The following is a 23,565-nucleotide window of genomic DNA, read 5'->3' as shown; positions in this document are numbered from 1 at the left end:
CCCGCTAGCCCCAGAAGGCGCGGACGACGCGCTCGGCGCTGAGGCCGTCCTGGAGGTAGTTGTAGGTCCGGTGGAACAGCTCCTGCTGGGCGGCGTACTCGCGCTGCAGCTCGGGCAGGCGGCGCAGCCAGGTGATGACCTCGTCGGCGGTGTCGACCAGGGGCCCGGGGGCGGAGTCCTCGAACGGGTAGAGGAAGCCGCGCACACCGCCGGAGTACGTCGCCAGGTCCGGCACCAGGAAGATCATCGGCCGCCCCGTCAGCGCGAAGTCGAAGCGCAGCGAGGAGTAGTCGAGGACCGCGGCGTCGGAGGCCAGGATCAGGTCGTTGATCTCGGGATGGCCGGAGACGTCGACCATCCGGGCAGACCCGGCGTCGCGCGGCTCGGGACGCTGGTGGAAGCGGTGCCCGCGCATCAGGATCACGTAGTCGGCGCCCAGGCGCCGGCTGGCGGCCTCGACGTCGAGGTGCGCCACGAGCTCGGCCCGGCGCCAGTTGGTGGCCAGGTCGTCGCGCCACGTCGGCGCGTAGAGCACGGCGGTCTGCTCCGGGGAGATCCCGAGGCGGGCGCGGGTGGCGGCCCGGACGTCGTCGCGGCCGGGGGCCACGAGCGCGTCGTCGCGCGGGTAGCCCGCGCTGTGGATCTCGCCGTCGTAGCGGTACTCGCGCCGGTAGTGCTCGTCCATCTCCGGGGTCGGGGTGAGGATGAGGTCCCAGTCGCGCGAGGTCCGGTCGAGCTCCAGGCCGACCCGGCGCGGCGTGTAGCCCTTCGCCTCCCACATGCGGATGCCCATGGACTTCGCGGGGTAGCCGTGGAAGGTCTGCAGCACCCGCTGCTCCGGCCGCTTGGCGAACCACCGGTCGAAGTCGATGTTGAGGCACAGGCTGCCGGCGGTCGCCAGCACCTCGTACCACTCGCGCGAGCCCAGCAGCACGGGCTCGGCGCCGTCGGGCACCCAGGAGGAGGCGTCGGCGACGCCCCAGCGGACCCGCAGGTGCGGGTGCCGGCGGCGCAGCTCGTGGAAGATCGCCAGCTGGCTGTCGGTGGCCGAGGCGCCGCTGTAGGACTGCAGGTAGACCAGGTCGTGGTCGACCGGCGCGTCGGTCTCGCGGGCCCAGCGCTGCATCGAGGCCTGCGCGAACGGGCCGCGCTCGTCGTCCTGCAGCGCCGGGAGCAGCTGCACGGCGACCTCGGTGCCGTTGCGGGCCGGCCGGAACCGGTAGCCGTGGGCCACGGTGAAGCTCAGGAGCCGGTCGATGAGCTCGCCGCCCAGCAGCACCCGGGCGGACCTGCCCGCACCGCGCAGCTCGAGCTGGTAGCGCCCGCCCGCCAGGGGCCGCGGCCCGAGGCCCCAGGGGTCGGCGAGCAGCGACACCTCGGCCCGCACCCGGCCCTGCGTCGTGCCGTCGGCCGGACGGTCGGCCACGAGGTCGGCGACCTGGTGGGCGCCGGCCCCGACGAGCGCGAGCCGGGCGGAGGCCGCGGGCGTGCCCAGCCAGTGACCCACGACGTCGAGGCACCCGTCGCGGAGGTCGAGCCGCTCCACGACCAGGGCGCCCTCGGTCTCGAGCACCTCGACGTCGCCGGTGGCCGAGCGGGCCAGCACGACGTCGCCGTCGCCGAGCCAGGGGCCCTCGTCGGTCCAGGCGACCGCGAGCTCCTCGCTGCCGTCGGTGAGCGCGGCGACGTCCCAGCGGACGTGCGCCCGGCCCGCCCAGGGCTCGGGCACCTTGAGGTCGAAGCGGAGCAGGTCGCCGTCACGGGTGAGCGGCGCGCGGCCCACGATGCTGCCCATCTGCACCCGCAGCGTGCGCAGCTCCTGCGGCCCGGGCCGCACGGCTCCGCGGACCCGGCGACCGGTGACGCTGGCCTCCACGAGCCGCGGACCGGGCACGGCGCGGACCTCGACGGTGACTCCCAGGGCGCCCTTGCGGACCAGCCCGACCCTCAGGTCGCCCTGCAGGCGCGGCGCGAGGTGCTCGGAGGTGACCAGCGCGGCGGACCCGCGGTCGTCGACCCTCGTGATGGTGCCGGCGCGGGTGAGCCCCTGGGTGACGAGGCGGACCTCCAGGTGCCACGGCACCTCGGACCGGCCGTCGGCGAGGGATGCCCGCGACTCCTCGGCCAGGGCCGCGGCGTCCACCTCCGCGACCAGCGCGCCGTGGCTGACGTCCTGGTAGCTGCGGCGCTCGGTCTGGTTGGCGCCGGGGTCGAGGTACTGGCGCACGGCGAGCGCCAGGCGCCCGCCCCCGGGACGCACGAGGTCGACGGAGACCTCGGGCGGCTCGGGCAGGCCGACGTGGTCGACGTACGACAGCAGCTCGAGCTCGAGACGGTCCGGCGCCGTCCAGCGCACGCCGCGCAGGTCGACCACGAGCGGCGTCTCGGCCTCGGTCATGACGTAGCAGTCGTCCGGCACCCCGACCTCGGGGTCGTGGCGGAACGGCAGGTCCGCGACGACGGTCCCGTCGACGACCGAGGTGGGCCGGCTGTCGCGCTCGAAGAGGCGGGAGACCACCATCTCCTCCAGCTCGGCCCGACGGTCGTGGCGCAGCAGCCAGAGCTTGACGCGGGACTCGGCGCGCAGCGAGGCCCACGTGGACTCGCCCGCCGCGTCCAGGAGCAGCTCGACGTGGTCGCGCAGGTGGCGCCACTGGTCGTCGTCGGCGCGCTCGGCGTCGTCGATGAACGGCTGGACGGCGGTGTCGAGCACGCCCCACAGCCACCAGGCCCGCACGTCGGGGTGGGCGAGCCGGTTGAGCTCGGCCCACGTGCGCTCGTGGTCGAGCAGCCAGGCGTCGAGCCGGGCGAGGACGTCCGGCATGGAGCCGACGCTCACCCCGTCGCGACGGTTGGCCGGCACGTAGGTCTCGTCGGCGAGCAGGTCGAAGGTGGCGGCGCGGACGTAGGAGGCGAGCGCCACGTCCTCCCCGCTCGGTCGCTCCGAGGTGAAGACCAGGCCGGAGCGGCGCCAGAAGGACTGGCGGAACATCCGGTTGCCCACTCCCAGATCCGTGACGGCGACCGGGTTGGTGGCGAGGTCCGTGTGGAGCTGGGTGACCTCGTGGGCGGCGCCGAACGGCGAGTCGACGCGCGCTCCGGGGGCGAAGGGCGGCTGCATCCGGCCGACCGCGAGGTCCGACCCGGACCGCTCGAGGGCGTTGACGAGCCGGCCGACGCCGTAGGGCAGGACGGTGTCGCCGCCGGCCACGAAGAGGAGGTAGGCGCCGCGGGCGGCGCGAGCTCCGGTGTGACGTGCCTCGGCGACGTCGGACGCGGTGTGTCGCGAGAGCACGATGCGCCAGTCGGCGTCAGCGTGCTCGCGGGCGATCCGTCGCACCTCGGTGGCCGGGCCCCAGGGCTGCACCCGCACCTCGAGGTTGCGGTGCACCGAGGCGCGCAGGCTGTCGAGGCAGGGGCCGATCCTGGTGGTGTCCGCGTCGCTCACGGCCAGGACGACCGTGACGCGCGGACCGGCGTACTCGGAGCGGAAGCGGTGGCTGGCCCGGCCCAGGGGTCCGCGGACGCCGCGGGGGGTCATCTTCGCGACCCGTCGTGCGGTGTCGGTGACTCGCTGGCGCGCGCGCACTCAGCCTCTCCTTCGCTCGGAGCGGGCGGTCGTGGCCCCGCTCGACGGGTGGGGCGCGGTCACTGCTTCTCGCAGGAGACCAGCAGCCGCGACTCGCTGTCGACGAAGACCTCGACCGTGTAGTGCCGGCGCCGGCCGATGCCACCGCGGCGAAGGTGCTGGGGAGGCAGCGGGTCGGCGATGACCGGGACGGCGTAGGTGTGCTCGCCGACGTCGAGCTGCAGGCGCAGCTCCCACAGGGCCTGGGTGCGGTCGCCGAGCTCCTCGAGCACGTCACCCGACCACGTCAGCGTGCCGTCGTCGGCGATGGCCACCCGCCGCGAGGGCTTGTCCGAGGCCGCCCGCCGGTCGCGGCGGAGGGCGGGGCGCCCCTCGCGGCCGGTCGCCGCGATGAGGGCGGCGCGCACGTGCGGGGCGCTGCGCGGGTCCAGCCGGGTGGGGACCCGCAGGTGCAGGCAGTCGTCCTCCCACGTCACCTCGCCGGGCGAGGAGGCGGCGAAGATCATCCGGCGGGCGTGGCCCGGCGGCAGGCGGTAGACCTCGGGCGGCTGGGAGGCGAGGCGCTCGGGCAGGTGGTAGGACACGTGGTCGCCGTCGAGGACGAGCGGGACCTCGTCGGCGTCGGTGGCGTTGACGTCGTCGATGGTCTCGGACCGGTCGTCGCGCACGGCGCGGTAGCTCAGGCGGTACAGCGGCCGCAGGCGGGCCTCGATGCGATCGGTGTAGTAGCGGTCCATCAGGTCGCGCAGCCCCGCGCGCAGCTCGGCCCGCTCGCTCTCCGGGAGCAGGGGGTGGTCGCGCTCGAGCAGCTTGGCCAGCTCGCTGTCGAAGTGGCGGACCAGGATGCCGTCGCGCTCCTCCCCCGGCGGGACCAGGTCGGCGATGTGCTCCATCACCGCCCCGATGTCCTCGAGACGCGCGCGCCAGGTGGAGGCGTAGCTGATGTTGCGGGCATCGGTGCGCCGCACCGCGTAGTAGCAGGTGTAGTCGGCCAGCACCGAGATCCGACCGGCGTGGTGCATCGCCTCGACGGTGAACGGCTGGTCGCTGCCCACCCGCAGGTCCAGCGCGTAGCGGATGCCGTGCTCCTCGAGCAGCGCGCGGCGGAAGAGCTTGGTGTTGGAGAGCGCGTAGGGCAGGAGGTCCCCGGGGAACGGCACGTCCTCGGCGTCCTCGCGGTAGAGCCTCTGGCTGACGTAGCGGTCGTTGACGCCGATCATCCGTCCGCAGAGCACGTCGGAGCCCCACTCGTCGGCGCGGTCGACCATCCGCTCGAGGGCCTCCTCGCCGAGGTAGTCGTCGGAGCCGAGGAAGAAGACGTAGCGCCCCCGGGCCAGGTCCAGCCCGACGTTGCAGGGCCCGGCCGGACCCCCGGAGTTGGCCTGGTGGACGACGGTGAGCAGCCCCGGGTGGGCGGCGGCGTAGCGCTCCAGCTCCTCGCCGCTGCCGTCGGTCGAGCCGTCGTCGACGGCGACCACGTGCATCCGGGAGGCACCGATGCTCTGGGAGACGAGCGAGTCGAGCGTCGCGGTGAGATAGGGCATCGTGTCGAAGACCGGGACGACGACCGTCACGTCCACCTGAGTCATCGTCGCCCTTCGCCGTCACGGAGTTGCCGTCCGGCCCGCGATTCTACGGGTCTACGCTGGCGCCGACCCACCACCCCAGGAGAGGCAGCGACGTGACGAGCACCGTGAAGGACACCGCCCAGGTCGACCCCCGCGCCGAGCTCGGCGACGGCACCACCGTCTGGGAGCTCGCCCAGGTGCGCGAGGGCGCGCGCCTCGGCGCCGGCTGCATCGTCGGCCGTGGCGCCTACGTCGGCAGCGGCGTCGTCATCGGCGACCACGTGAAGCTGCAGAACTACGCGCTCGTCTACGAGCCGGCCGAGCTCGGCGACGGCGTCTTCGTGGGCCCGGCCGCCGTGCTCACCAACGACGAGTACCCGCGGTCGGTCGACCCGGAGGGCAACCTCAAGCGGGGTGCCGACTGGGAGCCCGTCGGCGTCGTCGTCGAGGAGGGCGCCTCGCTCGGCGCCCGGTCCGTGTGCGTGGCCCCCGTGCGCGTCGGGCGCTGGTCGCTCGTCGCCGCCGGCGCCGTCGTCACCCGCGACGTGCCGGCGTTCGCGCTCGTCGTCGGGGTCCCCGCCCGCCGGATCGGCTGGGTGGGTCGCGCCGGCGTGCGCCTGGTCGAGGACGGCGAGGGCGCGTGGCGCTGCCCCCGGACCGACGCCCTCTACGACGAGGCCGACGGCGTCCTCACCGAGCGCTGAGCCCGAGGGCGCTCAGCCGCCGATGACCACGCGGCGGTGGCCCGCCCAGGCGGCGGCGTCGGTGATGCGGCGACCGTCGACCAGGACCCCGACGCCGGGGAGGTCGGCGGGCGCTAGCGTGCGGTACTCCTCGTGGTCGGCCTGCACCACCGCGGCCACGACGTCCTCGCCGCGGTGCGGGGTGAGCCCGAGGGCCTCCAGCTCGTCGGCGGTGTACATCGGGTCCGAGACGTACGCCGTGGCGCCGCGCGAGCGCAGCTCCTCGACCAGCGGGAAGACGCCGGAGAACGCCGTCTCCTTCACGCCGCCGCGGTAGGCGGCGCCGAGCACGAGCACGGCGGCGCCGGCGAGGTCGCCGTGGGCGGCGGCCAGCAGGTCGACGGAGTAGTGGGGCATGCCGGCGTTGGCCTCGCGGGCGGCTCGCACGACGGTGGCCTCGGGGTCGTTCCACAGGTACAGCCGCGGGTAGACCGGGATGCAGTGCCCGCCGACGGCGATGCCGGGGCGGTGGATGTGGCTGTAGGGCTGGGAGTTGCAGGCGTCGATGACCAGGTTGACGTCGACGTCGATCGTGTCGGCGTAGCGGGCGAACTGGTTGGCCAGGCCGATGTTGACGTCGCGGTACGTCGTCTCGGCCAGCTTGGCGAGCTCGGCGGCCTCGGCGGAGCCGAGGTCCCACACGCCGTTGGCCCGGGGCAGGTCGTCCCGGTCGTCGAACGTCAGCGTCGCCTCGTAGAACTCCACGCCGCGGCGGGTCGACGCCTCGTCGACGCCGCCGACCAGCTTGGGGTAGCGGCGCAGGTCGGCGAAGACCCGGCCGGTGAGCACGCGCTCGGGGCTGAAGACGAGGTGGAAGTCGGTGCCGGCCTTCAGGCCGGAGCCCTCCTCCAGCATCGGCGCCCAGCGGGTGCGGGTGGTGCCGACCGGCAGCGTGGTCTCGTAGCTCACGAGCGTCCCGGGCTTGAGGCCGCGGGCCACGTCGCGGGTGGCGGCGTCCATCCAGCCGAAGTCCGGCTTGCTCTCGGCGTCGACGAACAGCGGCACCACGAGCACGACGGCCTCGCTGCGCGAGACCGCGTCGGCCGTGTCGGTCGTGGCGCTCAGCAGGCCGGCGTCGACCGCCTCGCGCAGCTTCTCGCCGAGGTGGGCCTCCCCGGGGAAGGGCTCCTCGCCCCGGTTGACCAGGTCGACGACGGCGGCGTTGACGTCGGCGCCGACGACGCGGTGCCCCATGCTCGCGAACTGGACCGCCAGGGGCAGCCCGATCTTGCCGAGAGCGACGACGCAGATGTCCATGTGACGAGATGTCCTTCGGAGAGGGATCAGGCGGGGAGGGCGGAGCTGACCGAGACGGTGGTGCCTTCCTGGGCCGAGCGGAGCACGGCGGAGGAGACCTCGACGGTACGCATGCCCTGGCGAACGGTGACGATGTCGTCCCCGACGCCCAGCACGGCGTCGCGGAAGCGCTCGTGCTCGACGAGCAGCGGCTCGCGGCGCGAGATGGCGAAGCGGGTCATGTCGCCCTCGCTGACGCCGCGGAAGTTGCGCATCGTCTCCCACTCGGAGGTGATGGCGCCGTTGGCGTAGAACGTCAGGTCGGCGGTGAGGGTGTCGGCCACGAAGCAGCCCTTCTCCCCCGTGACGACCGTCGAGCGCTCCTTGAGGGGGCTCAGCCAGTTGACCAGGTGGTTGGCGATCGCGTCCTGCTCGAGCTCGGCCACCACCGCGACCATGTCCTCGTGCTCGCGACCGCTGCGGCGCGAGGTGCGCGCGGAGACCGAGAGGTACGCACGACCGGTCACCCAGGCGGTGAGGTCGATGTCGTGGGTCGCGAGGTCCTTGACCACGCCGACGTCGGCGATGCGGGCCGGGAACGGGCCCTGGCGACGCGTGACGACCTGGTAGATCTCACCGAGGTCTCCGGCGGAGAGACGCTCGCGGAGGTTCTGCAGCGAGGGGTTGTAGCGCTCGATGTGGCCGACGCCGGCGACGAGGCCCCGCGACTCGAACGCCTCGACGAGGCGGTGGGCGCCCTCGTCGGAGTGGGCCAGAGGCTTCTCGATGAGCGCCGCCACGCCGTTCTCGGCGAGGTAGAGGCCGACCTCCTCGTGCAGCGCGGTCGGGCAGGCCACCACGGCGTAGTCGAGGCCCGCGGCGACGAGGTCCTCGACGGTGGTGTGGATCGGGCTGCCGTGGCTGACGCGCTGGTCGGTGACCAGCGGGTCCGAGCAGCCGACGAGCTCGACGCCCTCGAGCGTGCTCAGGACGCGGGCGTGGTTGCGGCCCATGGCGCCCAGGCCGATGACGCCGGCCCGCAGCGACGCCGTGCTCATGCGGCACCCACGGCGGAGGCGACGCCCTCGACGATGCGGTCGAGGTCGTCCTTGGCCAGCGACGGGTGCACCGGCAGCGAGAGCGCCTCGAGGGCGGCCCGCTCGGTCTCCGGGAGCTCCCAGCGCGGGTCCGGGGCGCCGTCCTTGAGGAACGGCGTCAGGCGGTGGATCGGCGTCGGGTAGTAGACCGCGTTGCCGATGCCGAGCTCGCGCAGGCGCTCGGAGACGCCGTCGCGGTCCTCGGCGACCCGGATCGTGTACTGGTGGTAGACGTGGCGGTAGTCGGCCGGCACGGGCGGGACGGTGACCCCGTCGATGCTGCCCACGCCGGCGTCGAGCACCTCGGCGTTGTCGCGGCGCTGCTCGGTCCAGCCCTCGAGGCGGGCGAGCTGCGTGCGGCCGATCGCGGCGGCGACGTCGGTCATGCGGGTGTTGGTGCCGACGACCTCGTTGGCGTAGCGCTGCTCCATGCCCTGGTTGCGCAGCAGGCGCAGCATCCGGGCGAGCTCGGCGTCGTCGGTGGAGATCATGCCGCCCTCGAGCGAGTGCATGTTCTTGGTGGGGTAGAAGCTGAAGCAGCCCGACTTGCCCCACGCGCCGACGGCGCGGTCGCCGATCGCGGCGCCGTGCGCCTGCGCGGCGTCCTCGACGATGGCGAGGCCGTGCTTCTCGGCCAGGGCCACCAGCGCGGTCATGTCGGCGGGCAGGCCGTAGAGGTGCACCGGCATGATCGCGGCGGTGCGGGGGCCGACCAGGGCCTCGACGGCCGCCGGGTCGACGTTGAAGGAGTCGCGCTCGATGTCGGCGAACACCGGCTCCGCACCGACCAGGCGCACGGCGTTGGCGGTCGCGGCGAAGGAGAACGACGGCACGATGACCTCGTCGCCGGGGCCGAGGCCCAGCGCCAGGAGGGACAGGTGCAGCGCGGAGGTGCCCGAGTTGACGGCCACGCAGTGCTGGGCGCCGGCCAGCGGGGCGAACTCCTCCTCGAAGGCCTTCACCTCGGGGCCCTGCACCACCATGCCGCTGCGCAGCACACGGACCGCGGCCTCGATGTCGACCTCGTCGATGACGGGCTTGGCGGCGGGGATCGGGCTGGGCTGAGAGCCGGTCATGCAGGCCTCCTGAGTCGTGGTGGGCGCGGCCATGCTCGCAGGTCGGTGGAGCGAGTCCAAAATAGGGGTATCAGGCGTCGGCGCACCCGCGACGGCCGCTCAGAACACCCGTCGCAGACCCGGGACCTGTCGGGCCAGCATGCTGATGGCGAAGGCCGCCACCACGACCACGACGTACATCTCGGTCTTGTCGACCGGGGCGGGACTGGCGTACCACTCGGGCCAGACCTGGCGCAGCACGGCGACGACGAGCAGGTGGACCAGGAACACCCCGAAGGTGGCGTCGGACAGGGCACCCGTGACCCGCCGGACCGCGTCGGAGGGACGGAGCCGCGCGAGCAGGTCGACGCCCGCCACGAAGAGGCAGACCGACCCGACGGCGACGCCCAGTCCGGTGTACGTCGGCGGCAGGGCCGCCTGCAGCCAGCGGTGGTCCGGCGTCACGGAGAACTGCCAGACGGCCTCGGCCATCAGCAGGAGACCGAGCGGCGCGGTCCACCGCCACCTGGTCGACTCCGGCCGCGCGGTCCCCCACGCGTAGCCGGCCAGGAAGAGCCCGGCGAAGGCGAGCCACCAGGTCAGCGCCCCCTGCGACCACGGACGCGGCTCGCCCAGCAGCGAGGTGATCGCCGGCAGGGCGGTCACGGTGCCGCACCACACGAGCGCGACGGCGGCGGCGGTCGCGGCGCGCCGCTGGCCGCCGGCGGAGAGGAAGGCCGCCAGCACGGGCGCGACGGCGTAGAGGCCGAGGATCAGCCAGAGGAAGTAGAGGGCGGTGAAGACCTTGCCGTCGATGAAGTTGACGATCACGAAGTCGGTCCGGGGCTCCTCGCCCTGCATCCAGAACCGCACCACCAGCAGGTAGACCGCGTGCCAGACCACCAGCGCGGGGAGCAGCCGGGTCACCCGCTTGCGGTAGAAGGCGGCCGGTCCGGCGGCGTGCGCGCGCGGCGCCAGCACCAGGAGCCCGCTGGCCAGGACGAAGAACGGCACCGACCAGCGAGCCCCCAGGTCCAGGACGACCGCGAAGGTCCAGGTGGGCGTGCCGCGCAGGTCGGGGCGTCCGAGGATGAGGCCGAAGACGTGGATGGCGACCACGCCGAGGATCGCCAGGATCCGCAGGACGTCGAGCTCGAAGCGCCTGCCGGTCGTGGTGGCGGCCACCGCGGCCTGCTCGTCGGTGCCGGACGCCCGGTGCGAGGCGCTCACCCGAGCAGCAGCCGTGCGAGGTGGGGCGCGGTCACGTCGGCGTCCCACGAGCCCAGCGCCGTCGCCGAGGCGGCCGACGACTCCCGGGACCAGACGTCGGCGTCGCCGGTGACGGCGAGCACCCGGTCGACGGCCTCCTCGAGGCTCGCCACCACCCAGGACTCCGGGTACGTCGTCCGGGCGCCGCCCTGCCGGCCCGCGAAGAACGGCCAGTCGCGCACGACGGCGACCGCGCCGCCGGCCGCGCCCTCCTTGACCGCGAGGTGCTCGCTCTCCCGCACCGAGGAGCTGACGATGACGCCGACCTCGCGCAGCGCCTCCGGCACGTCCAGGGTGCGGCCGCGTCGCTCGACCGCGCCCGCGGCCTCGAGCTCCGCGAGCTCCGTGCGGTAGGCCCGCTCGTACTCGCGGTAGATCGCCGTGCCCGTCTCGGGCAGGTCCTCGCCGAAGAGCAGGAGCCGGTAGCGCTCGTCGTGGGCGCGCAGGCGACGGACCAGCTCCATCGTCCAGCGCACGTCCTTGGCCACGCCGGCGTAGCCGACCATCGCGAGCGTGTGGCGCACGTCGCCGTGCTTGGGCAGGGCGAAGCGTCGGAGGTCGACGACGTTGTTGGCGACCGAGGTGCGCGGCCCCTCGTCGGGACCCAGCCGGGGGACGACCGCCTGGACGAGCTCGCGCAGGTGCTCGCCGACGTAGACGACCTCGTCGACGCGGCTGACGTCGAGCAGGTGCGGCCAGTTGGTCCACCCCTCGAAGCTGTGCAGGCGCACGACGACCCTGGCGTCCCCGGGGTCGACCAGGCTGAGGAACAGCGCCATCGAGGTGCACCACTCGGCGAGCACGACGTCGGCCCAGTCGAGGTGCGGGCGCAGCAGCTCCTCGGCCTCCTCCCGGACCAGCTCGTCGGTGGCGAGCGAGTGCAGCAGGCGGGGCAGGCCCTCGCGGACGTACGACGCCGCGCCGCCGAGGTCCTCGGGCGTGAGGTAGCGGACCTCGGCCCCGCGCTCGGCGTGCAGTCGCGCCGCGAACTCGGTCACGAAGTTGGTGTTGCCGTTGACGACCACCAGCACCCGGGCCGGCCGGTCCTCGGGGAGCGGTGCCGCCGGGCGCAGCCGGCCGCGCGGGGCGGTCAGCCGGCGGTGGACCTCGCTCCCCGCCAGGACCTGGGAGTAGCCCTCGGGGTCGGCGCTGAGCGGCGAGGTCAGCGAGTCGAAGTGGACCCCGGGGTAGAAGAGCAGGCGCACCGCCTGCAGGTAGGAGGCGACGGCGGGCTTGGTCCGTCCGCCCTCCCACAGGGCGTCGGCGTAGCCGAGCTCGGCCCGGACCGCCTCGACCAGGCGTGCCGGCGTGCGCCCCGCGGCCAGCTCGAAGCCGGCCACCCGGCCGTGGAGGTCGGCGCGGGCGCGCCGGTTCTTGAACGTGGGGCCGAGCTCGTCGAGGAGGGCGACCGCCTCGGCGTGCTGACCGGCCTCCAGGAGCGCGACGACGCGCGACGACTCCCGCCGCGCCCGGGCCGCGGGGTCCGGTGGGGCGGCGGCGGGTGCGGCCTCCGGCTCCGCCCGGGACGGCCGCAGGGCACCGCGAAGCCGCGAGAGCAGGCCACTGCGCGGCTGCTCCGTTGCCGTCACGGCCACCGGGGCCGGCTCCTGGGCGGGCTCCTGGGCGCGCGCGGCGAGCGGGCGTGGGGCCGGCGCGTCCGTCGCACTGCTCTCCCGGAGGGCGCGGACGGCGGCGTAGACACCGGAGCGGGCGAGGACCGACGGGTCGGCCGACGCCAGCTCCCACACGGCGTAGACCGCCGCCGGGTCGACGGCCACGAGCATGTCGGCCTCGCGGGCCCGCGCCAGCGTCCACTCGTCGTGCTTGACGTAGGTCCACATCCGCCGCGCCGGGGCGGCGAAGGCCGTGCCCCGCCAGAACTCCGGCTCGAAGCCCTCGCTCGCGGACCACAGGCTGCGCACGTCCTCGAGGCCGACGTCCGAGGGCACCGTGCGCGACAGGGTGACGAGGCGGACCTCGGCGCCCAGCGCCCGGAGCTCCTCCACGGCCTCGGCGTAGAGCCGGGTGCTGCGGCGCTTGGACGACAGGAGCAGGACGCGGGTCATCGGACCTCCAGCCCCTCGGTGAGCGCCTGCACCGCGGCGGCGATGGTGCCCACCCGCTCGTAGGTGTCGGCGTAGGCGCGCGCGGCGGCACGGTCCTCATCGCTGCTGCCGACCGCGAGCTCGGCGGTGCGGATCCAGGCCTCCACGAGGAAGTCGGGGTCCACGTCGCCGACGCCGGACCACAGCGGGTAGCCGCCGAGGAGGGTGGAGGCGTCGTGCTCCACCTCGTGCACCGACAGGATCGGCAGCCCGGTCGCCATGTACTCGTAGACCTTGCCCGAGGTCATGTAGGCGCCGCCGATGACCATGAACGTCAGCGCGTCCCAGCGCCGGTAGAGGTCGAGCAGCTCGTTCTTGGGCACCGGGCCGCCGTAGACGACGCCGTCGTCCTCCGCGTCCAGCACCAGCTCGAGGACCGTGGAGGACCCACGGCTCGCCCCGGCGCCGAGGTTGCCGCGCCACTCCCACCGCGCGTCGCGCAGCAGGGGCGAGACCTCGCGCGCGGTGCGCCACGAGTCGAGGACGGCGCGCACGAAGTCGGGCTTGAAGTTGATGGTGCCGACGTAGCCGAAGGTCAGCGGGGTCGTGGCGGTGGCCGGCGGCCGGTCCGGGACGCTGTCGCGGTCGAAGCCGTTGCGCACGACGCGCACCTTCGCGGCGAGCTCGGGGTAGCGGGTGCGGTAGTGCTCGGCGATCGGGTCGTTGACGACCCACAGCGAGACGGCCGCCTCGAGGGCCCGACGCTCCCACGCGGCCTCCGGGGAGTCGTCCTCGACGGCGGTGCCGCCGTTGATGACGTCGACGGTCCAGCCGTCACGGAAGTCGACGGCGAAGGGGACGCCGCGCTCCTCGTGCAGCCGCAGCGCCGGGGCGAGCAGCACGTACGGCACGCAGCTCACGACCACGAGGTCGAAGGGGGTCTCGTCGTGCAGGGCGAGGACCGCGGCCTCGAGCTCGTCGCGCCACCCGCCGAACGTCGGCTCGGGGAAGCTCTCGAGGTTCTGCTCGCGCCACTGGCGCAGCCACCTGCCCGGGTGCAGGGCGCGCTCCTCGCTGAAGGCGCGGATGTCGGTCTCGAGGTCGGCCCGGCGCAGCGGCAGCTCCACGACGCGGATGGCCGGGTCCACGCCCTCGAGCAGGCTCTCGTCCAGCCCGAACTCGTCCTCCCACAGCGGGCGGGCGGCGTTGACCACGGTCACGTCCCATCCCGCAGCCGCGAATCCGTTGCCCATGGCGCGCAGGCGGTACGTCGAGCTCTTGAGTGCGGGAGGGAAGCCGAACGCCAGGAAGAGCAACCTACGAGTGGATCGACTCACAGAGCCCCTTCAACGGTCTGGACGGCGCCTCGGTCTCGGTAGTGTACGGCTCGCTGCCGGGACGATCCGGCACCACGAGACATCGATGGGAGCCGCGCCATGACGACGTCACAGGAGTCGCCCGCCCTCGGCGACGGCGTGACCCCGGACGACGGCGGCCCGCGCGGTCCGCGGGTGGTGATCCTCGTCGACAACGACGTCCGCCGGGACTCCCGCGTGCAGAAGCAGGCGGTGTCGATGGCCGACAAGGGGTGGGACGTGCAGGTCCTCGGCCTGGCGCCGCGCGGCGAGCCCCAGGACGCCTGGATGCTCGGCGGCGCCCGCGTGCTGCTGCTGGAGGTCCCGACGCACCGTCGGCGCCACGAGGCGCGTGACCCGCGCTGGCGCAACCCGCTCGCCTTCGGCTCCGCCCGCGAGCTCCAGCAGTACGAGCTCGGCGTGGAGCGGCGCCGGCTCGACGCGGAGGCCCGCACCGGCTCGGCGCGGCTGCGGGAGCCCGACCTCGGGTCGGCGGCCCGCCGGCTGGCCCGCCTGGGGGTGCAGCCCCGTCGGGTCCGCAACGGGCTGCTCTCACGGTGGGTCGCCCTCCGGGTGGCGGCGACCACGTCGGTGCGCCAGAAGCGGCGCGCCATGGCGTCCCCCGTCGACCGGCTGACCACCTGGCTGTGGACGCGCCTCCTCGGGCAGCGCTCGTGGCGACGGCTCGACCCCCACCTGTGGGACTGGGAGGCCGCCTACGGCCCGGTCGTCGACGCGCTCGATCCGGACCTCATCCACGCCAACGACTTCCGCATGCTCGGCGTCGGCGCGCGCGCCAAGCTGCGCGCCGCCCTCCGGGACCGGCCGGTGGCGCTGGTCTGGGACGCGCACGAGTACCTGCCCGGGGCACGTCCCTGGAGCAACCACCCCCGCTGGCACCCCGCCCAGATGGCGCACGAGCGCGAGTACTCCGCCTACGCCGACGAGGTCGTCACCGTCTCCGAGGAGCTGGGCCAGCTGCTCCAGCAGCGACACCGCCTGCCGCGCCCGCCCACGGTCGTCCTCAACTGCCCCCTGCTGCCCCAGCCGTCCCGCGACGGCGACCCGGTGCCGGACATGCGGGCGCTGGTCGGCGCCGACGACGCGACGAGCCTCCTCGTCTACGCCGGCTCCCCGTCCCGGCAGCGCGGCCTCCGCACGGTGGTCGAGGCGCTGCCCGAGCTGCCCGGGGTCCGCTTCGCGATCGTCACCGCCGTCCCGGAGTCCGAGCCGGTCCTCGAGGTGGTGCAGCGCGCCGAGGAGCTCGGCGTGGCCGACCGGCTCCACCTCCTGCCCTACGTCTCCCCCGACGACGTCGTGACCTACCTGTCGGCCGCCGACGTCGGGCTGATCCCGATCGAGCACTTCCCCAACCACGAGATCGCGCTCATCACCAAGTTCTTCGAGTACAGCCACGCCCGGCTCCCGATCGTGGTGAGCGACGTGCGCGCCATGTCGCGGCAGGTCCGCGAGACCGGACAGGGTGAGGTCTTCCGCGCCGGCGACGTGCCCGACCTGGTCCGCGCCCTGCGGGCCGTCCTCGCCGATCCCGCGCGCTACCGGGCGGCGTACGACGGCCCGGCACCGCTGGCGGAGTGGACGTGGGAGGGGCAGTCGGTGATCCTCGACGAGGCCTACCACCGGGCCCTGGGTCGGGCCCGACAGCCTGCCCCGCGTCCGTGAGCGGCCCGCCGGGACGGCCCAGGGCACCGCGGACCGTGCGCCGGTCCACTGCGGTGCCGAGCGGTGCAGCGGCTCCGGACAAGGGTCACCGGTTCCGCCCCGACATCGAGGGACTCCGCGCGCTGGCCGTGGCCGCGGTGCTGATCAACCACGCCGGCCTGACCTTCCTGCCCGGCGGGTTCGCCGGCGTCGACGTCTTCTTCGTCGTCTCGGGCTTCGTGATCACCACCCAGCTGCTGCTGGAGCTGGAGGACCGGGGCCGCATCGACCTGCCGCGCTTCTACGCTCGCCGGGCGAAGCGCCTGCTTCCCGCAGCAGGGCTCGTCCTGCTGGTCACGACCGTCGCCGCGTGGCTCGGCGTGTCTCGCGTGCAGTGGAGCGCGATCGCCCAGGACGTCATCGGGTCGGCGCTCTACGTCGTCAACTGGGTCCTGGCGAACCGCTCCGTGGACTACATGGCCGAGGACGTCGCCCCCTCGCCGGTGCAGCACTTCTGGTCGCTGGCCGTCGAGGAGCAGTTCTACTTCATCTGGCCCCCCGTCATCCTCGGCCTCGCATGGCTCGGGTCCCGCGTGCTCGCCTCGCGCGGGCGGCGCGCGACGCCGACGGCCTCGCGCGGCTTCCTCGCGCTCGGACTGGTCGTCGTCATCGTCGTCCCGTCGCTGGCGTGGGCGGCCTACATGACCTCGGAGCGTCCCAGCGAGGCGTTCTTCGTCACCACCACCCGGCTCTGGGAGCTCGGCCTCGGCGCGCTCGTGGCCCTCGGCGCCAGCCAGTGGCGTCGCCTGCCCCCGTGGGCGGCGCAGGTCCTGGGCGGGCTCGGGCTGGTCGTGGTCGTGGCCGGCCTCCTGCTGCAGGGCGAGGAGACCCCCTGGCCGTTCCCGGGTGCGCTCGTGCCGACTCTCGGCACCGCGGCGGTCATCGTCGCGGGGTTCGCGGCGACGACCAGCTGGGCCAGCGCCCTGCTCGGACGCCGGACGCTCGTCTGGGTGGGCGGCCTGTCGTACTCGCTCTACCTGTGGCACTGGCCGGTCCTGCAGTTCGGCACCTGGCGCTGGGGCGACCTCTCGGCCGCGCAGGGCCTGGGCCTCGTGGTGCTGTCGTTCGTCCCGGCATGGCTGTCCTTCCGCCTCGTGGAGAACCCGATCCGGCGCTCGCCCGCGATCGCCGCGTCGCCGCGGCTGGCGCTCTCCCTCGGCCTCAACTGCACGCTCGTGGCCGTGGTCGCCGGGCTGGTGCTCCAGCACGCCGTCTCGACGAGCCGCTCGACGTCGGCCGACCCCGGGGCCGCGGTGGAGATCGCCCCGCGCGACCTCAAGGGCACGGTGGCGGCCGGTGTCGGCGTCGACGGCCCGCCGCTCTTCGACTCCATCACCCCCGACCCCGTCGACGCCGTGCTGGACTCCCCCGAGCTCTACGCCCAGGGCTGCGCGGTCGAGGTCTACGACACCGGCGTCAAGTCGTGCGACAGCGGCGACCCCGCCGGGCGGACCTCGGTGACCGTCGTGGGCGACTCGAAGATCGCCCAGTGGATGCCGGCCATCGACGCGATCGCCGAGGCCAACGGCTGGCGGGTGCGGCTCTACACCAAGGGCGGGTGCACGTTCACCGACACGATGACCCTGGTCGAGGGCGACCCCTTCGAGGAGTGCCGCGAGTGGGGCGAGGAGGTCTTCCGCCGGATCAGCAGCCCCGGTGACGTCCCGGACGTCCTGATCACCTCGGGGCTGCGCAAGGGCGCCGTCGACGAGGACGGGGAGGAGACGCTCGAGGGTCTGGTCGAGGGCTACGTCGGCTACTGGAAGCCCCTCACCGAGGCCGGGACCAAGGTGATCGCGATCTCCGACACCCCCAGCCCGTCGGCCGAGGTCGCGCCCAACGCCTACGAGTGCGTCGCCGAGCACCTCGACGACGACCCGGGCGAGACCTGCTCCTGGGACCTCGCCGAGATGAGCAGCAACGTCGCCATGCGCGACGCCGCGGCCCGCGTCGACGGCACCTTCATCGACATGAACCCGCTGGTGTGCCCGGAGCAGACCTGCCGGGCCGTGCTGCGCAACGTGCTCACCTACCGCCAGGGCTCGCACGTCACGGCGACGTTCGTGCGGCTGCTGGCACCGGCGCTGGCGTCCGAGCTGGTCCCCGCGGTCAAGGCCGCCAAGCGCCGACGCGGCTGAGGCGGTGCGCGGCCGCCCGCGGGCGGCTAGCCGGTCGTGAAGCGGCGGGCGCCGTCGGGGACGACCCGCGCGGGCACCCCCACGAGCAGGCTGTACGGCGGTGCGACCGTGCCCTCGCGGACCACGGCCCCCGCGCCGACCACGGAGAAGTCGCCGATCTTGCTGCCCATCAGCACGACGGCGTTCGCGCCGACGTGCACGTGGCGCCCGATCGACGTCGGCCGGCGCTCGGTCCCGGTCGCGCCCTCGCTGAGGCAGCGCGCGACGGTGGAGTGGGTGTAGATCTGGGCCCCCGCCGAGATGTCGCAGCCCGCGCCGACGGTGAGGCCGCCGCTGCCGTCGACCACCGTGAACGCACCGATCCACACGCCGTCGCCGATGTCCGGCTCCCCCACGATCCAGGCCAGGGGGTGGTACGGGTTCGCGGGGAGCGGCCCGTCGTCCCGGGCCTGCTCAGCTGCCGTCAACGTCGTCTCCGATCCTGGCCGTGGGGCGCCGCGCTGGTAGCCTGCCCGCGCCAGCAGAGCCTACGCCCGACCCCCTTCGCGAACGAGCAGGTCATGTCAGTCAAGTCCAAGTCCATCCTGGTGACCGGCGGCGCCGGCTTCATCGGCAGCCACCTCGTCGACCGCATCGTCGCCGACGATCCCGCGCGCGTCACCGTGGTCGACAACTTCTTCCTCGGCGAGGCGAGCAACCTGCGCAACGCGCTGGCCACCGACGCCGACGTCGAGGTCATCCGCCTCGACGCCGCTGACCTCCCGGCCATGCAGGACATCGTCGAGCGCCGCGGTGTCGACACCATCTTCGACCTCGCGGTCATCCCGCTCCCGACCTCGCTGGTCTACCCCGCGTGGACCGTGCAGACGAACGTCGCCATCGCCCTCACGGTCAGCGAGCTCACGCGGCGCGGCCTGGTCGAGCGGCTCCTGCACGTGTCGACGTCCGAGGCCTACGGCAGCGCCCGCTACATCCCCATGGACGAGGACCACCCGCACGACGCGATCACGCCCTACGCCGCGAGCAAGAGCGCGGCGGACCGGATCATCGAGTCCTACGTCCAGACCTTCGGCATCGACGTGACCGTGGTGCGCCCGTTCAACAACATCGGCCCGCGCCAGAACCCCGGCTCCTACGCCGGCATCGTGCCGATCGTGGTCAAGCGCGTGATGTCGGGCCAGCCGATCGAGATCTTCGGTGACGGCGAGCAGACCCGTGACCTGATCTTCGTGCGCGACACCGCCGACCTGATGGTGGAGATCCACGACGCCCCCGAGTGCCGCGGCGAGGTGCTCAACGTGGCGAGCGGCGTCGAGACCTCCGTCAACGAGCTGGTCCGCCGGCTGCTGGCGACCATGGGCGCCGAGGACCACCCGGTGGTGCACACCGCCCCCCGGCCCGGCGACGTGCGCCGTCACCTGGCGGACGCCACCAAGCTGCGCAAGGTCATCGGACGCGACATCCCGACGCTGAGCGACGACGCGCTGGCCGAGACGGTCGACTGGTACCGCGGGGTCCTGGCTTGAGGCTCAACGTCCCGCTCATCGACGGCGACGAGCTCGCCGAGATCACCGCCGTGCTCGCGTCGGGCATGCTCACGCAAGGGGTGCGCGCCCGCGAGCTGGAGGACGCCGTGCGGGCCGTCGTCGGCACGCCGTACGCCGCCGCCGTGAGCTCGGCGACGACCGGCCTGCACCTCGCGCTCGTGGGCCTCGGCGTGGGGCCGGGCGACGAGGTCGTGATGCCCGCCTTCAGCTTCCCCGCCACGGCCAACGTCGTCGTGCAGCAGGGCGCCGTCCCGGTGTTCGTCGACATCGAGCCCGACACGTTCAACATGGACCCCCGCCTCCTCGAGGCGGCGATCACCGAGCGCACCGCGGCCGTCATGCCCGTGCACGCCTTCGGCCTGTGCGCCGACATGGACCCGATCAACGAGATCGCCGCCCGCCACGACCTGCCGGTCATCGAGGACGCCGCGTGCGCGCTCGGCGGGACCTACCGCGGCCGCGACGCCGGATCGCTGGCGACCGCGGGCGTCTTCTCCTTCCACCCGCGCAAGATCGTCACCACCGCCGAGGGCGGGATGATCACCACCGCCTCCGCCGACCTCGCCGAGCGCATCAACGTGCTCCGCACCCACGGCGCGATCCGGGGCGAGCTGTTCATGGAGTTCGTCGACGCCGGCTTCAACTACCGCCTCTCCGACGTCCACGCCGCCATCGGCGTGGCCCAGATGCGCAAGCTCGACCACATCCTCTCCGAGCGCCGCCGCCTGGCCGCGGCGCTGAGCGAGCGGCTCGCGGCGGTCGTCGGCGTGACCCCGCCGTCCGCGCCGGAGCACATCAGCCACGCCTACCAGTCCTACGTCGTCCGGCTGGCCGACGACGTCGACCGCGACGGCGTCATCCGGTCGATGCGCACCCACGACATCGAGACGACGCTGGGCACCTACGGGATGCACCTGCAGCCGTACTTCGTGAGCCGCTTCGGCGAGTCGGGCGCGCGCTTCCCCGAGGCGACCCGCGCCCACCGCCAGACGCTGACCCTGCCGCTCTACCCCGGCATGGCCGACGAGGACCTCGAGCTGATCAGGGCCGGTCTGACGGCGAGCGTCGCGGAGAACCGTCGGGACCCGGCACCGTCCTGACGTCGCGCACCACGAACAGCGGGCGGGCCCGGGTCTCCTCGACCGCGCGCCAGAGGTACTCGCCGATCACGCCCACGACGGTCAGCTGCATGCCGCCGAGCAGCAGCACCGCGACCAGCACCGTGGACCAGCCCGGCGGCGTCTCCACGCCCACCAGCACGCGCACGACCAGGAAGATCGCGTAGAGGACGCCGAGCAGGGCGACACCCAGCCCGGCGAAGGTGCACAGGCGCAGCGGCATCGACGAGAACTGGATCAGCGAGTCGACCGCGAGCTGCAGCATCCGCCGCCTGGTCCAGCGCGACTGGCCGTGCGTGCGCGCGACCTGGTCGTAGTCGACCCGCGTCTGGGTGAAGCCAAGCCACGCGATCAGCGCCAGCACGTTGCGGTTGTGCTCCGGCATCTTGGCGACCTCGTCGATGACGCACCGGTCCACCAGCACGCCCGAGGGTCCCTCGGCGGGGTAGTTCTGCAGGTCCGCGTAGCGCGTGAACAGCACCGAGAACGTCTTGGAGAACGCCTCCTGCGTCCACGAGCGCCCGGTGCGCGTGCGGCGTACGCCCCAGACGACCTCGGAGCCCGACTCCCACCCGGCGATGAAGTCGTCGATGAGCGAGGGGGGCTCCTGCAGGTCCGCTCCGAGCACGATCGCGGCGTCGCCGTGGCAGGCCTCGAAGCCGGCGGAGATGGCGTAGTGAGACCCGAAGCGACGCGCCAGCCGGACCACGACCGTGCGGTGCGCCGGGTCGGCCCCGGCGACGACGAGGTCGGCCGTGCCGTCGACCGAGCCGTCGTCGACGACCACCAGCTCGAAGTCGTAGGCCGGGTGCGCCCGGGCGAGGTGGCCGAAGCGCTCGATGAGGCCGGGGACGTTGGGCGCCTCGTCCAGGGCCGGCACGATGATCGAGACCAGACGGCGAGGCGTCACCTCGTCGGGGTTCTGCGTCATGCTCGTCATCTCTCCAGGAGGGATCGGGTCGTGGGGCCCGGCTGCGCAGGCGGCGGCTCGGCCACGACACGATAGGACACCGCCACGGCGGGGCGGGCGCGTGAGGTCACGAGCCGTTCCTCGGCACGTAGACGACGACGTCCGGGATCGGGACCGTCACGCGGATCTTCTCGTAGCGCGCGAGGTGGATCCCGCAGTGGCGCAGCGCCGAGCGCTCCAGATCGGTCACCGGCCGGTTGAACAGGACGATCGGCTTGCGGGCGCCCCACCACCGGTCGTCGTCGCAGGTGCGGATCACCCCGGCCGTGGAGCGGGCGGTGTCCAGGCGGGAATACCACGCCTCCCCCACCGGGCGACCGTCGAGCAGGTAGACCAGCCCGGCCATGCCGTCGAACGGCATCATCGCCCGGCCCGGCCGCTCGACGTACGGCATCAGCTGCCGGCGCAGCTCGGTGTAGGCGGCGGCGTCGTCCGGGGCCACCCGCACCGACTCCAGGGCGGGCACGTCCTGGACCGTCGCGGTGCTCGCGGAGAAGCCGGACGTGCGGTAGGGCCGGTTCCACAGCCCGTCGACCGCGATGCAGGTCGTGGCGAGGACGATGCCGCCCACGGCCCCGACCAGCAGCACCTGGGTCGCGCGCTGACGCGCCCACGGGGCGGTGACGACCATGATCGCCAGCGCCACCCACGCGGCCAGCCCCAGCACGGCCATGAACTGCAGCAGGTTGCCCGTGCCGACCGAGACCGCGACCGGCAGGACCAGCAGCATGACGACGACGACGGCGCGCGCCAGGTGCGGGCGCCACGAGCCCTCCCCGTCCTGGCGGCTGCCGCGCTCCCGCACCGCCGAGACGAGGCCGGCCGCCATGGCGGCGAGCAGGACCGCGGCGAGCGGCGCGAAGATCGTGACCGTGAAGGTGAGCAGGTTCGGCGAGCCGGCCAGGGTGCCGTCGCGACGCACCACCTGCACGACGCTCCAGCCGAGGGCGAGCACGGCGAGCGTGACGCCGATCCTCATCCAGCGCGCCAGCAGCGGCGTCAGCACGGCCGCCAGGAGCAGCGGCCAGTACTGCGCGACGACGTCGTCGACGAGGGTCTCGCCGCCGGTGCGGTAGCGGGCCATCAGCGCGCCGGGCGAGTTGGTGGAGTCGGCGACCCGGGAGTTGACCTCCAGCATCGGCGGGACGATGGTCTGGAACGGCACGAGGAGGAACTGCACGAACCCGGCCATGAGCAGCACCCCGGCCACTCCCAGCGCCGCCAGCCGTCCGAGCCGCACCAGGCTCTGGCGCGCGGCGACGTGGACGGCCACGAGGACCACCACGACGCCGAGCAGCACCAGCGCGGCGGAGGACCACTTGGCCAGCGCCATCACGACGGCCGCGGCGCCCATGCCGACCGGCACCCAGGCCGGCGGCGGCCGGTCGAGGGCGTTGTCACGCGCGACGCGCAGCGTGCCGCCGGCGAGGACGAACGCGCACGAGAGCGCCAGGTCGTTGTAGCCCGGGCTGAGCGGGAGCCAGGAGTAGGTGATGCCGGCGCAGGCGGTGATCGTGGCGGCGCCGGCGACCTCCCACCAGCGGGTGTCGGGCGCCGAGGGCCGCTGCACCCGCAGCCATCCCATGAACGCCCAGCCGAGCCAGGCGTGCGTCGCCACCGTCACCAGGAGGCGCACGATGCGCAGGAGCCCGATGTCGTAGCCCAGCAGCTGGAAGACCGGCCCGTAGACGTACTGCACGCCGGTGAACGCGTCGAAGTTGACGTTCCACCAGCGGTAGCTCAGGAGGTAGAAGCTCTCGTCGGTGAGGTCGAGCCCCCGGCGCGCGCACAGCACCACGACGACCACCCACGTGAGCGTCGCCGCCAGCGCGCCGCCGGCCGCCAGCTGGGGCAGTCGGCTCACCGGGGCCGCCTGGCTGCGGCGCGGGACCTCGGGGACAGCCGTGGCACCGGTCCGGCCGGTGTCGACCGGGCCGTCCGTCGACGTCCCGGTGGTCTCGCTGTCCGTCACAAGGCCCCTCTCCTGCGCCGCGTCTCTCCACCGAGCCGCGGCGTGAAGTGTAAGCGGAGAGACGGCGGAGGACGGCCTCGCGGGCGCGCCCGCGGGGCCGTTCCGGGGCTACGCCGTCGGAACGGTCGTGGAGCGCCGCAA

General features: G+C 73.8%; 16 protein-coding genes. 5 read left to right on the top strand and 11 right to left on the bottom strand.

The features are described from left to right. Positions 1-4: 4 nt before the first annotated feature. Positions 5-3,589, bottom strand: coding sequence for a CDP-glycerol glycerophosphotransferase family protein (locus IRQ30_RS00980; protein ID WP_193611203.1), 3,585 nt, complete (start codon positions 3,587-3,589; stop codon positions 5-7). Between the two features lie 59 nt (positions 3,590-3,648). Further along, positions 3,649-5,178 carry a glycosyltransferase family 2 protein gene (locus IRQ30_RS00975; RefSeq protein WP_193611202.1) on the bottom strand — a complete coding sequence of 510 codons (1,530 nt, stop codon included), beginning with the start codon at positions 5,176-5,178 and terminating at the stop codon, positions 3,649-3,651. A gap of 92 nt (positions 5,179-5,270) precedes the next feature. Between IRQ30_RS00975 and IRQ30_RS00970 the strand changes: the two genes are divergently transcribed. Next, positions 5,271-5,861, top strand: a complete 591-nt coding sequence (locus tag IRQ30_RS00970; RefSeq protein ID WP_193611201.1) for a DapH/DapD/GlmU-related protein — start codon at positions 5,271-5,273, stop codon at positions 5,859-5,861. 12 nt (positions 5,862-5,873) lie between these two features. Here IRQ30_RS00970 and IRQ30_RS00965 read toward each other — a convergent pair whose 3' ends face one another. The 6 genes from IRQ30_RS00965 to IRQ30_RS00940 form a co-directional block, all read right to left on the bottom strand. Further along, entirely contained in the window at positions 5,874-7,157 is a 1,284-nt protein-coding gene (locus tag IRQ30_RS00965; RefSeq protein WP_193611200.1) for a nucleotide sugar dehydrogenase, read from the bottom strand. Positions 7,158-7,183: 26 nt separating this feature from the next. Beyond that, complete coding sequence (locus tag IRQ30_RS00960; RefSeq protein ID WP_193611199.1) at positions 7,184-8,194, bottom strand: Gfo/Idh/MocA family protein; 1,011 nt, start codon at positions 8,192-8,194, stop codon at positions 7,184-7,186. Beyond that, a complete protein-coding gene (locus tag IRQ30_RS00955; RefSeq protein WP_193611198.1) occupies positions 8,191-9,309 on the bottom strand; it encodes a DegT/DnrJ/EryC1/StrS family aminotransferase in 1,119 nt (372 codons plus the stop codon). The genes IRQ30_RS00960 and IRQ30_RS00955 overlap by 4 nt, the downstream gene beginning before the upstream one ends. Positions 9,310-9,408: 99 nt before the next feature. Further along, positions 9,409-10,518, bottom strand: a complete 1,110-nt coding sequence (locus IRQ30_RS00950) for an acyltransferase family protein (protein WP_193611197.1) — start codon at positions 10,516-10,518, stop codon at positions 9,409-9,411. Next, on the bottom strand, positions 10,515-12,623 hold the full coding sequence (locus IRQ30_RS00945; protein WP_193611196.1) for a glycosyltransferase family protein: 2,109 nt from the start codon (positions 12,621-12,623) through the stop codon (positions 10,515-10,517). The genes IRQ30_RS00950 and IRQ30_RS00945 overlap by 4 nt, the downstream gene beginning before the upstream one ends. Then, positions 12,620-13,918, bottom strand: a complete 1,299-nt coding sequence (locus IRQ30_RS00940; RefSeq protein WP_227463347.1) for a glycosyltransferase family protein — start codon at positions 13,916-13,918, stop codon at positions 12,620-12,622. Before IRQ30_RS00940 ends, IRQ30_RS00945 begins: the two co-directional genes overlap by 4 nt. A 120-nt stretch (positions 13,919-14,038) precedes the next feature. Between IRQ30_RS00940 and IRQ30_RS00935 the strand changes: the two genes are divergently transcribed. Next, positions 14,039-15,640 carry a glycosyltransferase family 4 protein gene (locus IRQ30_RS00935; RefSeq protein ID WP_193611195.1) on the top strand — a complete coding sequence of 534 codons (1,602 nt, stop codon included), beginning with the start codon at positions 14,039-14,041 and terminating at the stop codon, positions 15,638-15,640. A 35-nt stretch (positions 15,641-15,675) separates the two neighbouring features. Then, positions 15,676-17,817 (top strand): acyltransferase family protein, encoded by a 2,142-nt coding sequence (locus IRQ30_RS24010; protein WP_193611194.1) that lies wholly within the window; start codon positions 15,676-15,678, stop codon positions 17,815-17,817. 26 nt (positions 17,818-17,843) lie between these two features. Here the strand turns inward: IRQ30_RS24010 and IRQ30_RS00925 are convergent, their stop codons facing one another. Beyond that, positions 17,844-18,284: an acyltransferase gene (locus IRQ30_RS00925; protein WP_193611193.1), complete on the bottom strand. Its 441-nt coding sequence runs from the start codon at positions 18,282-18,284 to the stop codon at positions 17,844-17,846. A 93-nt stretch (positions 18,285-18,377) separates the two neighbouring features. Here IRQ30_RS00925 and IRQ30_RS00920 point away from each other — a divergent pair, with 93 nt between their 5' ends. Both IRQ30_RS00920 and IRQ30_RS00915 read left to right on the top strand, forming a co-directional pair. Continuing rightward, on the top strand, positions 18,378-19,343 hold the full coding sequence (locus IRQ30_RS00920) for a dTDP-glucose 4,6-dehydratase (protein ID WP_193611192.1): 966 nt from the start codon (positions 18,378-18,380) through the stop codon (positions 19,341-19,343). After that, a complete protein-coding gene (locus IRQ30_RS00915; protein ID WP_193611191.1) occupies positions 19,340-20,464 on the top strand; it encodes a DegT/DnrJ/EryC1/StrS family aminotransferase in 1,125 nt (374 codons plus the stop codon). Before IRQ30_RS00920 ends, IRQ30_RS00915 begins: the two co-directional genes overlap by 4 nt. Here IRQ30_RS00915 and IRQ30_RS00910 read toward each other — a convergent pair. Continuing rightward, on the bottom strand, positions 20,406-21,413 hold the full coding sequence (locus tag IRQ30_RS00910; RefSeq protein ID WP_193606688.1) for a glycosyltransferase family 2 protein: 1,008 nt from the start codon (positions 21,411-21,413) through the stop codon (positions 20,406-20,408). The genes IRQ30_RS00915 and IRQ30_RS00910 overlap by 59 nt on opposite strands. Positions 21,414-21,519: 106 nt before the next feature. Beyond that, complete coding sequence (locus tag IRQ30_RS00905) at positions 21,520-23,424, bottom strand: hypothetical protein (protein WP_193611190.1); 1,905 nt, start codon at positions 23,422-23,424, stop codon at positions 21,520-21,522. Positions 23,425-23,565 lie beyond the last annotated feature (141 nt).

Source organism: Nocardioides lijunqiniae, from assembly GCF_015024225.1.
Lineage (GTDB): Bacteria > Actinomycetota > Actinomycetes > Propionibacteriales > Nocardioidaceae > Nocardioides > Nocardioides lijunqiniae.
This window is presented reverse-complemented; position numbering and strand designations above follow the sequence as displayed.